The sequence below is a fragment of the Paralcaligenes ginsengisoli genome (assembly GCF_054781135.1).
Genome location: NZ_BAAGUZ010000005.1, coordinates 17,116 through 32,374, shown reverse-complemented (window position 1 = coordinate 32,374; position 15,259 = coordinate 17,116). Strand labels below are relative to the sequence as shown.

Sequence of the window (15,259 nt, the reverse complement as noted above, 5' to 3'; positions counted from 1 at the left end):
GCACGTACAGATCACTTTATGTTCGAGTTCAAAAAAACATCGCACCACCAAAAACGGCGTATCGTTTTGCGTATATGGGTAGCCGGTGTTTTTGCGCTGCTGTGCTTCGGCGCGCTTTTGGGGCGCTTGTGGTTTCTGCAGGTCGACCGCTACGAGGGCCTGGCGGCGCGCGCTGACCAGAATCGCATCGCCGTGGTGCCCATACCGCCGCGCCGCGGCGAAATAGTCGATCGCAACGGCGTGGTGCTGGCGCGCAACTATCGCGACTACACCCTCGAGGTGACGCCCGCCCACGTCGGAAATATGACCAAGATGCTCAATGCACTGGAGCAGCTGGTTTATTTGAGCCCGCTCGATCGTCGACGGTTCAAGCAGCGGCTGAGCCAGACTGGGCGTTACTCCCATGTTCTGCTGCGCAATAACCTGAATGACACCGAGGCCGCCTGGTTTGCCGCGCATGCCTATAAGTTTCCGGGGGTTGAGCTGCGTGCGCGCTGGGTGCGCGAATATCCACAGGGCGAGTCGGCTGCTCATGTGCTGGGTTTTGTCGGACGGATTTCGGAGGCGGACCTGGCCACTCTCGATGAAGAGGGGCGTTCCGGCAATTATCGCGGCACCAATGCGATCGGTAAAAAAGGCATAGAGAAAACCTGGGAAGAGTCGCTGCATGGGCGCACCGGCCTCGAAGAGGTCGAGGTGACGGCGGCCGGCCGGCCCGTGCGTACTTTGCGGCGTGTCGATCCGGTACCTGGCTCCAATCTGGTTTTGTCGCTCGATATAGGTTTGCAGAAAGAAGCCGAAAAGCTGTTCGAAGGCAAACGGGGCGCTCTGGTTGCCATCGATCCCAAAACCGGAGACGTGCTGGCGTTCGTATCGGCCCCGTCGTTCGACCCCAATCTGTTCATAGACGGCATCGATGTCGAGAACTGGCGCAAGCTGAACGAATCGCCCGATCATCCCCTCATCGATCGTCCGCTGTATGGTACGTATCCCATCGGTTCGACTTACAAGCCGTTTGTGGCGTTGGCCGCGCTTGAATTGGGCAAGCGGACGGCCACTGCGCGCATTCCCGATCCGGGCTATTTCGAGTTCGGTGGGCAGAAATTCCGCAATGCCGCCGGCGCTGTTTATGGGCCTACGGATATGCACCGAGCTCTGGTGGTCTCGTCCGATACGTACTTTTTTTCGCTGGGTCCGGAAATAGGAGTCAATGCGCTGCACGACTTCACCAAGCAGTTCGGCTTCGGCCAGATCACTGGAATCGATCTGGACGGCGAGCGGCGCGGAGTGCTGCCCTCGACGGAATGGAAGCGCCATGCCTATAAAAAACCTGAGCAACAGCGCTGGTACGCGGGTGAAACGGTTTCGGTCGCGGTGGGTCAGGGGTATAACGCATTTACTTTGCTGCAGCTTGCCCAGGCCACGGCAGTGCTGGCCAATGATGGTGTATACATGAAGCCGCACCTGGTCAGTCTGGTGGAAAGTCCCCTGAGCGGCAAGGTAATTCGCACGGTTACCAAGCCTTCCTATACGATTCCGCTCAAGCCTGAAAACCTCAAGGTGGTGAAGGATGCGCTGGCCGACGTGGTGCGCTACGGCACGGCGCGCCGGGCGTTCGTGGGCGCCAAGTATCAGGCCGCGGGCAAAACCGGCACCGCCCAGGTGTACAGCCTGAAGGGCGCCAAATACCATGTCGGTTCGGTTGACGAGCGCTTGCGCGATCATGCTTTGTTCATGGCCTATGCGCCGGCGGACAATCCGCGCATTGCGCTGGCATTGATTGTTGAAAATGGCGGCTGGGGCGCAACCGTGGCGGCGCCGATTGCGCGCAAGGTGTTCGATTACTGGCTTTCACCCGACCGCAAGGAAAATGAAAACGAGGTAACCCTGCCTGCGTCGCTGACTGAAACATTGCCGGCGGGGCGGGGCGCCATTGCGCCGCCTCCCGCCGCAGACAATGCCGACACTTCGCCTCATGCGCCGGCAGGCGCTGCCGATGACGTTCCGGAAGAATCGCCCGATGCCGTTGTGCGGCCCGAGGATCAACCTCCGGACGAAGAGGAGGATCCGCAGGATCCTGTCGCACCCAATACCACTCGCGGCCCGGCGCGGGCCCTGACACTGACAGAATCCCGCGTCACGGAGCGTCCATGAAGCGCATTATCGATTGGGCCATCAGGGCGCTTACCGCGTTCGACTGGCCACTTCTGGCCCTGCTGATCCTGATGACCTTGCTGGGCATGACGGTCATGCAGTCGGCGGTGGGGGGAACCGATTGGCGCTTTGCCGACCAGTTGCGCAATTTCATGATTGCGTTTGTCGTCATGTGGGCGGTGGCCCTGGTGCCGCCTCCGCAACTGATGCGCCTGGCGCTGCCTTTTTACATCGTCGGTATTGTGCTGTTGCTGGGCGTGGAGTTTGCGGGAGAAACCAGCAAAGGGGCGACCCGTTGGCTGAATCTTGGATTTGGTCGGATTCAGCCGTCGGAGATGATGAAGATTGCCGTCCCCATGATGCTGGCCTGGTATTTTCATCGGCACCAGGGCAAGCTTCGCATCCTGGATTTTCTGGTGGCGATTGTGTTGCTGGCGATTCCGTTCGCGTTGATCGCCAAACAGCCCGATCTGGGCACTGCGCTGCTGGTATTTGTCGCGGGATTCTGCGTGATCTATTTTGGCGGGCTGTCGTTCAAATTGCTGATCCCTCTGGTGGTAGTGGGTGCGATCGGGCTGGGCTCGCTGGTGTATTACGAATCGCGGATATGCCAGCCGGACGTTAGCTGGGTGGTATTGCATGACTACCAGAAGCATCGAGTGTGCACCTTGCTCGATCCCAGCTCCGATCCGCTGGGCAAGGGCTTCCATACGATACAGTCGATGATTGCCGTGGGTTCGGGCGGCGTCTACGGCAAGGGCTATATGCAAGGCACGCAGTCGCATCTGGACTTCATCCCGGAGCGAACCACCGATTTCATTTTCGCCGTGTATGCCGAAGAGTTCGGGCTGTATGGCGGCATCATGCTGCTGGTGCTTTACGCCCTGATCGTCATACGCGGCTTATCGATTGCCATCAAGGCGCACACGCAGTTCGGCCGTCTTATGGCCGGTTCCATGTCCATGATGTTTTTTGTTTACGTGTTTGTAAACATCGGCATGGTCACGGGTATTTTGCCGGTGGTGGGTGTGCCTCTGCCGTTCATGAGCTATGGCGGGACGGCCTTGCTGACCCTGGGTATTGCCTGCGGAATCCTGATGAGCATCAACCGTTATCGGCCGGTACGCCCGTAGTGTTCACTCCGGGCCGGGGAACAGGCCGCACAAGAGCTTCCTGACGGGAGCGGGCAGAGCGGCCGTGGGCAGGTCTTCGATGGCGACCCAGGCCTGTTGCGGCCTCGTTTCGGCGACGAACTGGGCCGGGCTGCGCAAATACCAGGGTTCGATGTGCAGTCTGAAGTGTGAAAACGTGTGCAGCAGCGCCGCTATTTTCCGGGCTTGCGCAGGGTCCAGCCCCCAGTTCAGGCAGGCCTCCTGCAAACTCTCCAGGTCGTCGTATTGCGGCAGGCTGCGCAAACCTCCCCATATGCCGGGCGAAGGCCGCTGTTCGAGCAGAATCTTGCCCTGGTGTTCCAGGATCAGCATCTTGCATTGGCGCTCGGCGCCGGTCTTCCTGGTTTTAGGGGTAGGTAATTCGCGCTGCATGGATTCGATGCGCGCATAGCAATGGCTGCCGAGCGGGCACAGGCCGCAGGCGGGCCGCGTGCGCGTGCAGCAGCTTGAGCCGAGATCCATCAAGCCTTGAGTGTAGGCCGCCATGTCCAGTTCGGGCGGTGCCGCATCGATCGCCGCATCGGCGGTCTGCCACAGCTCCTGTTCGATTGCCCGGACGGCCGGATTGCCGATTATTCCAAAGTAACGGGTAAATACGCGTTTGACGTTGCCGTCCATGATGGGCTGGCGTTCGCCATAGGCAAAGGCGGCGATGGCCGCCGCGGTCGAGCGCCCTATGCCCGGCAGTTGTACGATTTCACTGACTTGCCGGGGAAATTTGCCCCCCCATTTTTCGCACAGCACCTGGGCGCAGCGATGCAGGTTGCGGGCGCGGGCGTAATAGCCCAGGCCCGCCCAGTAAGGCATGACCTCATCCTGCGTGGCCCCGGCCAGTGCCTGCAGGGTGGGGAAGCGCTCCAGGAACCGCTGGTAGTAGGCAATGACCGTGCTGACCTGGGTTTGCTGCAGCATGATCTCGGACAGCCATATTTTGTAGGGATCGGAGGTTCCCTGCCAGGGCAAATCGTGACGTCCGGCCTGTTTTTGCCATTGGACTATCGTTTCGGCAAAGCGCCCGATCGCGGGCTGGATGTTGGCGGGCATCAGAAGCGGGTGCTGCGGGTGACCGACCAGCGTGCCGAGAGGGCGCCTAAAATCGCCACCACTATGACAGCCAGGCCCAGGCTGAGGCCGTCGGGCAAGTGCAGGGACAGGCTGGTGCCATAACTCTGCGCCAGACGAGCCAGCGCGGCGTTGAGGGGAATCAGGGCCAGGGCCGAGAGCAGGACGGCAATCAGGCTGGCCACGACACCGGTCAGCGCGCCCAGGTATAAAAAGGGCCGCCGCACAAACGATTCGGTTGCGCCCACCAGGCGGGCAACGCCGATTTCCTCGCGTTGAGTCAGCGCCTGCATGCGCACGGTATTGAAGACGGTGGCCAGGACGACCAGGGCGACGCCTATGGCCAGCAGGCCCAGCCCGATGCGCACGAATTGCAGGATGGCTTCAAGCCTTTGCACCCAGGCGCTGTCGAGCTGGACGGCATCGATTTGATCCCAGCGGCGCCATTCCTGGGCAAGCGAGCTTGCGTGCTGCGCCAGATCGGCGCCGTCCTTGAGCGTGATCACGACAGCGTCGGGCAAAGGATTGCTCTGCAGGACCGACAGGGCATCGGCCCAGCTTGGGTTCGACTTGAGCTGCTGCAAAGCCTGCTGGCGGGGTACGAGACGTACAGCCTGCACCTCGCGCTGGTATTCGGCCTGGATTCGATCCAGCACTTTTTTGCCGGCATTGGCCGGCGCATTGGGTTTCAGGAACAGCGTGACTTCGGGCGAAACCGAAACCTGCCTGGCCACGGGCTGGGCCGAAACCAGGACGGATGCGCCGATAATTGGCAAGGCCAGGGTCAGCGCAATAACCAGCAGGTTGGACAACGATGAGAAGGGTTGGGCCAGCAGGCGGCGAATTGCCACGAGCAGCGCATAGCGGTGTTGCCTTAGCCAGCGTGTCATGCCTGCACCCCACGCAAGTCCGTGAACTTGCCTTGCTCGATGCGCAGCGTGCGTGTGGCGTATGAGGCCATGAGGGCGCGGTCGTGAGATGCAATGAGCGTGGTGACGCCCACACGGTTGAAATCGCGGAATACTTCCATGATGCGCCGGGCACTTTCCTGGTCGAGATTGGCGGTGGGCTCATCGGCGATCAGTATGGCCGGGCGATTGACAATGGCTCGGGCAATGGCCAGGCGCTGCTGCTCGCCGCCCGACATCTCGATGGGATTGAGGTCTTCCTTGCCCGAAAGCCCTACTTTTTCCATCGCGGCTCGGGCGCGTGTTGCGGCTAGGCTGCTTTCCAGGCCAATGACGGTCAGGGGCAGCAAGACGTTGTTGATGGCGTTGCGGTCGTAAAGCAGGTGCGTGTCCTGCAAAATGATTCCCACCGCCCTGCGTAGATAGGGGCGCGCGCGGGTAGGCAGTTTTTCGATGCGGTGGCCGTTGACGTGCACCGAGCCGCGGCTGGCGGGCTCGAACCCGCCAATCAGCTTGAGCAGCGTCGACTTGCCGGCGCCGGAAGGCCCGGAGACAAAGATAAACTCACCGGGTTCGATGCGGAAGTTGATGTCTGCCAGAATATTCCGGCTGCGTCCGTAGGATTTAAATACGTGTTGAAATTCAATCATAGTGGGTATCGTGGTGAGCGCCCTAATAGTAACCATTAGCCCTTAGAATATGCAAAATGCCGCGCGGCCTGTCATTGGGCCTACTGTACTGCTGGAACCTTATGACGATAAAAAAAACCACGCCTTCCGCATCGCGTCCACGCCTTTCCTGGAGCGACCCGGCGGTGCGTTCATGGGTTTACCAGGCCATGATACTGGGTCTGGTCGGTTTCGTTGCCTGGTATCTGGTTTCCAACACGCTGCATAATCTGGCGGCCCGCAATATCAAGACCGGTTTCGACTTCCTGCACCGCGAGGCCGGCTTTGCGATCGGCGAAACGTCCATCCCGTATTCTCCCGCCGACACATACGGCCGGGCCATCCTGGTGGGTTTGCTGAACACCTTGCGAGTGTCCGTCCTGGGCATTGTCGCGGCAACGCTGCTGGGCACGATCCTGGGTGTGGCGCGCCTGTCGCGAAACTGGCTGCTGTCGCGCATGGCCGGCGCCTATATCGAGATTTTTCGCAATATTCCCTTGTTGTTGCAGCTTTTTTTCTGGTATTCCATTATTACCCAAAGCATGCCTGGCCCGCGTCAGGCACATCATCCTTTGCCGGGGGTGTTTTTATCGAACCGTGGCTTGAAGCTTCCGGCCTTGCAAGGCGATGCGCTGGATTGGATTCTGGCTGGGCTGGCCCTGGCCATTATCGCGGTGGTCGTGACCGGGCATTGGGCCAGGAAGTACCAGGACGCGACGGGGCGGATTTTCCCTTTCGGCCGGGTTGCGCTGGCCGTGCTGATTGTATTTCCGCTTATCGGCTGGCTCGCAAGCGGCGCCTCGCTGGCCCTGGATATGCCTTATCTGAAGGGTTTTAATTTCAGCGGCGGGCTGACCCTGACTCCCGAGTTCACGGCATTGCTGGCGGGACTGGTTTTTTATACGGCGGCCTTTACGGCCGAGGTGGTGCGCTCCGGCATCCAGGCGGTCGACCGTGGGCAATGGGAGGCCGCCGGATCGCTCGGCTTGCCGCGGGCGCGCATACTGCGCCTGGTCGTCCTGCCGCAGGCCTTGCGGGTAATTGTGCCGCCCATGACCAGCCAGTATCTGAACCTCACCAAAAACAGTTCGCTGGCGGTGGCCATCGGCTATCCGGATATCGTCTCGGTGGTCAACACGACATTGAATCAAACCGGGCAAGCCATTGAAGGCATATTGATCATTATGGCGGCCTACCTGACCGTCAGCCTGTCGATTTCGATTTTCATGAACTGGTACAACCGGCGTATCGCGCTGGTGGAGCGCTGACATGAACGCGAACCTTGCCCGGGCGTCCGGCGTATTGCCGCCGCCGGACGCGCATCGAGGGGTATGGGCTTGGTGCCGGAACCGGTTGTTTTCATCGCCGCTCAATACGGTACTGACGGTCTTGCTGGTGTGGTTGCTGCTGATGTTCGTGCCGGGGCTGGTCGATTGGGCCCTGGTCAACGCCAATTACACGGCCGGCAGCGCGCAAGAGTGTCGTGCGGCAACCGGCGCCTGCTGGGCATTCATAGTTGAAAAGCATCGCCTGATCTTGTTCGGCACCTATCCCTACGACGAGCAGTGGCGTCCCTTGCTGGCAACTGTCATTCTCATCGCGGTGATTGTCTGCAGTTGCATGCGCCGTTTCTGGCGTCCTGCCCTGGGGGCGATCTGGGCGGTCGCGCTGGCGGCGGTGGCGGTGCTGATGTGGGGCGGGGTGCTGGGCCTGGCGCCTGTTGAAGACAGTCGCTGGGGAGGGCTGCCGCTGACGCTGATTCTCTCGACGTTCGGCATCGCCTTTGCGTTTCCCCTGGGCCTGTTGCTGGCGCTGGGCCGTCGGTCGCGCATGCCGGCAGTCAAGGCCTTGTGCGTGGTGTATATCGAACTCATCCGCGGGGTGCCGCTCATCAGCCTGCTGTTCATGTCTTCGGTCATGTTGCCCTTGTTCCTGCCGGAAGGCGTCAATATCGACAAGCTGCTGCGGGCACAAATTGCCATTATCCTTTTTGCGGCGGCCTATATAGCGGAAACCGTCCGGGGCGGTTTGCAGGCCATTCCCAAAGGGCAGTACGAGGGCGCCGATTCTTTGGGCCTGAGTTATTGGCAGCAAATGCGCAAGATCATTTTGCCGCAGGCCCTGAAAATAGTGATTCCGCCGCTGGTCAGTATTTTCATATCCCTGTTCAAGGATACGTCCCTGGTTGTGGTTATTGGTATTTTCGATTTGACCCAGGCCGCCAAGGCGGCGCTGGCCGATGCCGCATGGCGGGGTTTCGATATCGAAACCTATTTATTCATCGCGCTGATTTATTTTGCATTCTGCTTTTCGATTTCTCGCTATAGCCGTTCTCTGGAGAGATCCTTGCAGGCAGGAAATCAGCGCTAGCAACGGCGCTGCCGTGTGTAGTGGCGGGTTTAACGGGGAGTACGGGCATGTCCGAGGCAATTGTGAGCCTGAAGGGTGTCAATAAGTGGTATGGGCAGTTTCATGCATTGCGCGATATCAATCTGGATGTTGCGCAGGGCGAGCGGATTGTCATCTGCGGGCCATCGGGTTCGGGAAAGTCCACCATGATACGGTGCATCAATCGCCTTGAAGAGCATCAGCAGGGCAGCATAATGGTGGATGGCATCGAGTTGACCAGCGATTTGAAGCATATCGAGATCGTGCGTCGCGATGTGGGCATGGTGTTCCAGCACTTCAATCTGTTTCCGCATTTGACGGTGCTCGAGAATCTGACTCTGGGGCCGATCTGGGTGCTCAAGAAATCCCGGGCCGAAGCCGAGGCGGCGGCCATGAAGTATCTGGAACGCGTGCGTATTCCCGATCAGGCCCGGAAGTTTCCCGGGCAGCTTTCGGGTGGTCAGCAACAGCGCGTGGCGATTGCCCGGTCTTTGTGCATGAGTCCCAAGATTATGCTGTTTGACGAGCCCACGTCGGCGCTTGATCCGGAGATGGTCAAAGAGGTTCTGGATGTCATGGTGGGGCTGGCTGAAGAGTCGGGCATGACCATGCTGTGCGTGACTCATGAAATGGGTTTTGCGCGGAAAGTGGCCGATCGGGTGATTTTCATGGATGAGGGCGAGATCATCGAGCAGAATACGCCCGATGCATTTTTCGACAACCCCAAAAATGCGCGTACGCAGTTGTTCCTGAGCCAGATTTTGCATTGATCTGTCGTTTTGGGCTGGTTGTTGGCTTGATCTGTGGCTTTGGACTGTGTTGTCTGTGTGGGCGCGATCGTATCTCTATTGAGACGCCGCAGGGTGGGCGGTGCTGTGCAGTCCGGCACGTCCAGCGGTCGGCTAGCTGCGCTAGCCGACTACCCGGGTCTGCCTCGTCCAGGCGGGCGTCGGGCCAACTCTCTACGCCGCTGGCGCGGCTCCGTTCAAACAGGGCCCGCCGAAAGCCCCCGCCTTCCCTTCGTCAGCACCCGGCGCTGGACTACCGCCGGACTGTACAGCACCACCCACCCTGCGGCTTGCGTTGAGGCAATGCATAGAGAGAGGCATTGGGGCTATGCATCGAGGTATACGCTGAGTCGGCAAGTTCATTCCAGGCATGCCATCACGTGAGCCGTCTATCGGGGCTTGGGGTCAGGACCGGCGTAAGGCGTGCGCCGGATGCTACCGTAGGGAAGGCGGGGGCTTTCGGCGGGCGCTGTCTGAGCCCAGCCTCGCGAGGCTGGGCGAGTTCGCCCGACGCCCGCCTGGACGAGGTAGATCCGGATCAAGCACGCCGTGCCGGTCCTGACCCCAAGCCCCGATAGACGGCGTCTTTAAAGACCAAACCGTAAATGCCAAAGCTACCAATCCATCGAGTGCCGTAACCACTCGAACCAAAAATACTCTAGTATTGAGTCCTTACAATTTTGTTACCATGTTATTTCTTGCTTTTAATGAGGAATTCCCCATGTCGTTCAGTTTCAAATCATGGCCCATGTCTCTTGCCGCAGGCCTGGTTGCATGCACGGCTTTTTCAGCCGCGATACCCAGCGCCATGGCGGCCGATTTCCCCTCCCATCCCCTGCAGTTCATCGTGCCGTATTCGCCGGGAGGCCCGCTGGATACCATTTCCCGGCTTCTGGCGGAGAAAGTCCAGCCCGAGCTTGGGCAAACCGTGGTCGTAGAGAACCGTCCCGGCGCGGGTGGCAATATTGGTGCGAGCGTTGTCTCCAAGGCCAAGCCCGATGGCTATACGCTGATGATGGGGGCGGTGGCTATCAATTCGATCAACCCCTGGCTGTATCCCAAATTGCCGTTTGATCCGGTCAAGAGCTTCGAGCCGGTAACGCTGGTGGCAGCTGTGCCCAATGTGCTGATCGTCAATAATGCATTTGCCGAGGCGCACCATATCAATTCGGTACACGACCTCGTCGTCTATGCCAAGGCCCATCCCGGAGAGCTCAATTTTGCTTCGGGCGGCAATGGCAGCGCGGGCCATCTGGCTGGAGCCCTGCTGAACGTGCGGGCCGGTATCGACGCCGTGCATGTGCCGTACCAGGGAGCTTCCCCGGCCAAGCTGGCCTTGCTGGCCGGGCAGGCCAATTTCATGTTCGATAATCTGGCTTCGGCCGCGGGGCTGATCAACGAGTCCAAGGTCAAGGCCCTGGCCGTAACCACGGCGCAGCGCTCGTCGATCTATCCCAAATTGCCCACCATGGAGCAGGAAGGCATCAAGGATTTCGATCTGGGTACCTGGTTTGGAGTGTTCACCACGGGCGGTACTCCCAAAGCCGTGGTCGATAAACTGAACAAGGCCTATGTGAAGGCGCTGGAGGATCCGGCGGTGCGTAAAAGCCTGCTGGTCATGGGGTCGGATGCCAAACCGACCACTTCCGAAGCCTTTGCCGAGCTGGTCAAGCACGATCTGGCCAAATACAAGGACATTGTCAAAGTCTCGGGCGCCAAGATTTTTTAAGCATGCCATGCAAAATAACGTCAAGTTTGGTCGACAGAATTAAAATGTAACACTCGCGGTCGATGGAGCTTGCTAGCATATTGTCAGCAGAGATCATCCTGCTTACCGATGGACACAAGGAGAATTAAATGAACGTATCTATGCGTGTTAGCCGAGTCGCCGCATGCCTCAGCGTGGTTGCTTTGATGGGAGGGTGTGCCCAGATGAATGACATGAGCACGGGGGGTAAAACGGCGGTCGGGGCGGGTGCAGGTGCCGCTTTGGGCGCCGGCCTGGGTGCCTTGATCGGAAATACAGGCGGTGCCGCCCTGATTGGCGCCGGTATTGGTGCCGTGGCCGGCGGGGTCGTCGGTTATAACTGGTCGGGCATCAAGAACGATGTGCAAAAATCGGGCGCCAAGAATCTCGGCGTCGATGTCACCGAAATGCCCGATGGCACGCTGCGGGTCAATATCCCGAGCAATGTGTCCTTCGATACGGGGCGTTATACCTTGAAGCCAGCCTTGTTGCCGGTGCTCGACAGCGTGGCTCGCGCCCTTGTCCAGCATCCTGAACTGCGCGCCAAGTCTATCGGCTATACCGACAGCACCGGTTCGGCCGCGACCAACCAGACCCTGTCGGTCAATCGCGCCCAAAGCGTGACCAACTACCTCGGCCAGCAGGGCGTGGCGCCAAATCGTCTGTCTGTTGAAGGCCGCGGCGCCGGCAATCCAATTGCCGACAACAATACCGCTGCCGGGCGCGCAATGAATCGTCGCGTCGAGTTGTATCTGTATGCCGTCAAGCAGTAAGTTTTGGTGCTGGTGAGGTAAAAAGGGCGGCCCTTGTGGCCGCCCTTTTCTATTGTCGCCATCCTTAGCTATGGGCTCTTTATCGATGCGGATCGCCCGCATTCGTCCCGAATGGGATGGATGCGGCGGCACTCCGAGTCCAATCGTCAGGCCTGGTGATAGATTTCCGCCCCTTTCTTGACGAACTCGATGGCTTTTTCCTGCATGCCCTGCTGCAGCGCCTGCTGCTGGTCGATTCCCAATTGCTGGGCATACTCGCGTACGTCCTGGGTTATCTTCATGCTGCAGAAATGCGGGCCGCACATGGAACAGAAATGGGCCACCTTCATCGAATCCTTGGGCAGGGTTTCATCGTGGAAATCCTTGGCCGTGTCGGGGTCCAGGCCCAGGTTGAATTGGTCGTCCCAGCGGAACTCGAAGCGCGCCTTGGACAAGGCATTGTCGCGTATGGCGGCGCCGGGGTGTCCCTTGGCCAGGTCGGCGGCATGGGCGGCGATCTTGTAGGTAATGATGCCGTCCTTGACGTCTTTCTTGTTGGGCAGGCCCAGGTGTTCCTTGGGAGTCACATAGCACAGCATGGCGGTGCCGTACCAGCCTATGAGCGCCGCGCCTATGCCTGAGGTGATGTGGTCGTAGCCGGGGGCGATATCGGTGGTCAGGGGGCCAAGTGTATAGAAAGGAGCCTCGTGGCAATGCTCGAGCTGCAGATCCATGTTTTCCTTGATAAGGTGCATGGGCACGTGGCCGGGGCCCTCGATCATGACCTGGACATCGTGTTTCCAGGCGACCTGCGTGAGCTCGCCCAGGGTCTTGAGCTCGGCGAACTGCGCTTCGTCGTTGGCGTCGTAGCCCGAGCCGGGGCGCAGGCCGTCGCCCAGCGAAAAGCTGACGTCGTACGCCTTCATGATGTCGCAGATGTCTTCAAAGCGTTCGTACAGGAAGCTTTCCTTGTGATGCGCCAGGCACCATTTGGCCATGATCGAGCCGCCGCGCGATACGATGCCGGTCATGCGATCAGCCGTCATGGGGATGAAGGGCAGGCGAACGCCGGCGTGAATGGTGAAGTAGTCCACACCCTGTTCGGCCTGTTCGATAAGCGTATCGCGGAAGATTTCCCAGGTGAGTTCTTCAGCCTTGCCGTCGACTTTCTCCAGCGCCTGGTAAATGGGCACGGTGCCTATGGGTACCGGCGAGTTGCGAATGATCCATTCGCGGGTTTCGTGGATATGCTTGCCGGTGGACAAGTCCATGACGGTGTCGCCGCCCCAGCGTATGGCCCAGGTCATTTTCTCGACCTCTTCGCTGATGCTGGAGCTGACGGCCGAGTTGCCGATATTGGCGTTGATCTTCACCAGGAAATTGCGGCCTATGGCCATGGGCTCGATTTCCGGATGATTGATATTGGCCGGGATAATCGCGCGGCCGCGGGCGATTTCGTCGCGCACGAATTCCGGTGTGATGGTGGTCGGGATCGAAGCGCCGAACGACTGGCCTGGATGCTGGCGCAGCAGGCGTTTGGCGATTTTCTCGCCGTCGGGGCCGCTGGCGCGCAATGCCTCGATGTAGTGTTCGCGGCGCATGTTTTCGCGGATTGCGACGAATTCCATTTCGGGAGTGATCAGGCCGCGTCGCGCATAATGCATTTGCGAGACATTGGCCCCGGCGCGCGCGCGGCGGGGGGGGCGGTGCAGTTCGAAGCGCATGGCGGTGAGCTTGGGGTCCTGCAATCGTGCCTGGCCGTATTCGCTGCTGGGCCCGCCGAGCTGTTCGGTGTCGCCGCGTTCTTCGATCCAGGCCTGGCGCAAGGCCGGCAGGCCTTTGCGGATGTCAATCTTGATGGCGGGATCGGAATAGGGGCCGCTGGTGTCGTAGACGATCAGCGGCGGATTTGTTTCGCCGCCGAACATCGTGGGCGTATCGCTTTGCGTGATTTCGCGAAATGGAACTTGTATATCGGGGCGCGAGCCTTGCTGGTAGGTTTTGCGCGATTGGGGGAGGGGATGTATGGCGGCCGCGTCGACTTCGGCGGTGGCGGCCAGGAATTTGGGGTTGGCGTTCAAGGTGTGCTCCAAAAAATAAATAGCTGGAGCCGAATCGGGATGGATCTCGTGAAGAGCGCTCCCAGCATCGGCATTATCCGTACTGGTACGAGGGTTTTTCTCAACCCGTTGAATCAACGAGTACCCCTGCGTGGAAACTAGTATACGGTTTAAATGCCGGTGTGTCTGCGCTTGTATGCGGTGGTTACTGGTAGCGGAGTACGGACAGATCGTCGCTGCGGATGGCGGTGGGCAGCCCCGAGACGATGTCGGATAGCAATTGGCCGCTGCCGCAGGCCATGGTCCAGCCCAGCGTGCCGTGCCCTGTATTGAGGAACAGATTGCTGATCCGGGTGGCGCCGATAATCGGCGTGCTGTCGGGTGTTTTCGGCCGCAGGCCGGCCCAGAACGAGATACTGTCGGCCTGGTAGCTGCCGGGAAAGAGGTCGCCGAGCACCATCTCCAGCGTTTTTTTTCTGCTTTCTTTGAGCGTCTTGTCGAAACCGACGATTTCCGCCATGCCGCCCACGCGAATCCGCTTGTCGAAACGGGTGATTGCAATTTTATAGGTTTCGTCGAGCACGGTGGAAACGGGGGCGGCCGCTTCGTCGGCGATGGAGCTTGTAATGGAGTAGCCCTTGAGGGGATAGACAGGCAGAGCGACCAAGTCCTTGAGCAGTGTGGTCGAATAGGCGCCCAATGCCACAACATAGGCATCGGCGCGTACGACTTCGTTCGAGCACTGCACACCGCTGATTTTATTGCCGTCGTGCTCGATGCGCAGAACATTGACCCCGTAACGGAATTTCACGCCCAGGCCTTCGGCAAGCGCGGCCAGGCGCGTCGTAAACAGATTGCAGTCGCCGGTTTCATCGTCGGGCAGGCGCAGGCCACCCACCAGTTTGTCCTGGCTGGATGCCAGGGCCGGCTCGGCATTGACAAGCTCTTGCCGCGACAGTTCCTGGTAAGCGACGCCGGCTTCTCGCAATACCTGAATGTCGGCGCCAATCCCGTCCATTTGTTTCTGGGTGCGAAATACCTGCAAAGTGCCTTTTTGCCGCCCCTCATATTCAATGCCGGTCTGCGCGCATAGTTCATGCAGGCAATGCTGACTGTGTTCGGAAATCCGTACGAGCCGTTCTTTGTTGACGGCATAGCGGCCTGCCGTGCAGTTGCGCCACATCTGGTATATCCAGCGCAACTGGAACAGGGTGCCGTCGGGGCGGATGGACAAGGGAGGATGTTCGGCGAACATCCATTTCAGGGCTTTGAGCGGAACCCCGGGCGCGGCCCATGGCGAGGAGTAGCCGTAGGATACTTGTCCGGCGTTGGCAAAGCTGGTTTCGAGCGCCGGGCCTGCCTCGCGGTCGAGCACGGTGACTTCGTGGCCCTGGCGAGCCAGGTAGTAAGCACTGGTGATGCCGATGACTCCGGCGCCTAAAATAAGAACTTTCATTGTCCGCGATTGCTTTATGGTGATAATTACCACGATAATAGGCGACAATAAGTAGTTATTTTTATTAAAAAAATCCAATTTTCAGAGGTTTCTGTTGTACGGCT

General features: G+C 59.4%; 12 protein-coding genes. 7 read left to right on the top strand and 5 right to left on the bottom strand.

What is annotated here, in order from left to right:
* The first annotated feature begins 18 nt into the window (after positions 1–18).
* Complete coding sequence (gene mrdA, locus ACYVIS_RS03965; protein ID WP_460873331.1) at positions 19–2,154, top strand: penicillin-binding protein 2; 2,136 nt, start codon at positions 19–21, stop codon at positions 2,152–2,154.
* On the top strand, positions 2,151–3,287 hold the full coding sequence (rodA, locus tag ACYVIS_RS03960) for a rod shape-determining protein RodA (RefSeq protein ID WP_232741192.1): 1,137 nt from the start codon (positions 2,151–2,153) through the stop codon (positions 3,285–3,287). The genes mrdA and rodA overlap by 4 nt, the downstream gene beginning before the upstream one ends.
* 3 nt (positions 3,288–3,290) lie before the next feature.
* On the opposite strand, the gene mutY is transcribed toward rodA, so the two are convergent.
* From mutY to ACYVIS_RS03945, 3 genes are read right to left on the bottom strand one after another with little or no spacing between them, the layout of a single operon-like run.
* Entirely contained in the window at positions 3,291–4,370 is a 1,080-nt protein-coding gene (gene mutY / locus ACYVIS_RS03955; RefSeq protein ID WP_460873330.1) for an A/G-specific adenine glycosylase, read from the bottom strand.
* Entirely contained in the window at positions 4,370–5,278 is a 909-nt protein-coding gene (locus ACYVIS_RS03950; protein WP_232741190.1) for a cell division protein FtsX, read from the bottom strand. Before ACYVIS_RS03950 ends, mutY begins: the two co-directional genes overlap by 1 nt.
* Complete coding sequence (locus tag ACYVIS_RS03945; RefSeq protein ID WP_232741189.1) at positions 5,275–5,946, bottom strand: cell division ATP-binding protein FtsE; 672 nt, start codon at positions 5,944–5,946, stop codon at positions 5,275–5,277. The genes ACYVIS_RS03950 and ACYVIS_RS03945 overlap by 4 nt, the downstream gene beginning before the upstream one ends.
* Before the next feature lie 101 nt (positions 5,947–6,047).
* Here ACYVIS_RS03945 and ACYVIS_RS03940 point away from each other — a divergent pair, with 101 nt between their 5' ends.
* The 5 genes from ACYVIS_RS03940 to ACYVIS_RS03920 all read left to right on the top strand — a co-directional run bounded on the left by ACYVIS_RS03940 (position 6,048) and on the right by ACYVIS_RS03920 (position 11,660).
* Positions 6,048–7,232, top strand: a complete 1,185-nt coding sequence (locus tag ACYVIS_RS03940) for an amino acid ABC transporter permease (RefSeq protein ID WP_232741188.1) — start codon at positions 6,048–6,050, stop codon at positions 7,230–7,232.
* Between the two features lies 1 nt (position 7,233).
* On the top strand, positions 7,234–8,334 hold the full coding sequence (locus ACYVIS_RS03935) for an amino acid ABC transporter permease (protein WP_460873329.1): 1,101 nt from the start codon (positions 7,234–7,236) through the stop codon (positions 8,332–8,334).
* Between the two features lie 47 nt (positions 8,335–8,381).
* A complete protein-coding gene (locus tag ACYVIS_RS03930; RefSeq protein WP_232741186.1) occupies positions 8,382–9,122 on the top strand; it encodes an amino acid ABC transporter ATP-binding protein in 741 nt (246 codons plus the stop codon).
* A 739-nt stretch (positions 9,123–9,861) separates the two neighbouring features.
* Positions 9,862–10,869 (top strand): Bug family tripartite tricarboxylate transporter substrate binding protein, encoded by a 1,008-nt coding sequence (locus ACYVIS_RS03925; RefSeq protein WP_370635864.1) that lies wholly within the window; start codon positions 9,862–9,864, stop codon positions 10,867–10,869.
* 128 nt (positions 10,870–10,997) lie between these two features.
* A complete protein-coding gene (locus ACYVIS_RS03920; protein WP_370635863.1) occupies positions 10,998–11,660 on the top strand; it encodes an OmpA family protein in 663 nt (220 codons plus the stop codon).
* A gap of 146 nt (positions 11,661–11,806) precedes the next feature.
* Here the strand turns inward: ACYVIS_RS03920 and thiC are convergent, their stop codons facing one another.
* Together thiC and ACYVIS_RS03910 are read right to left on the bottom strand one after the other, a co-directional pair.
* Complete coding sequence (thiC, locus tag ACYVIS_RS03915; protein ID WP_460873328.1) at positions 11,807–13,720, bottom strand: phosphomethylpyrimidine synthase ThiC; 1,914 nt, start codon at positions 13,718–13,720, stop codon at positions 11,807–11,809.
* A gap of 184 nt (positions 13,721–13,904) precedes the next feature.
* Positions 13,905–15,155 (bottom strand): D-amino acid dehydrogenase, encoded by a 1,251-nt coding sequence (locus ACYVIS_RS03910; protein ID WP_460873327.1) that lies wholly within the window; start codon positions 15,153–15,155, stop codon positions 13,905–13,907.
* Positions 15,156–15,259: the final 104 nt, after the last annotated feature.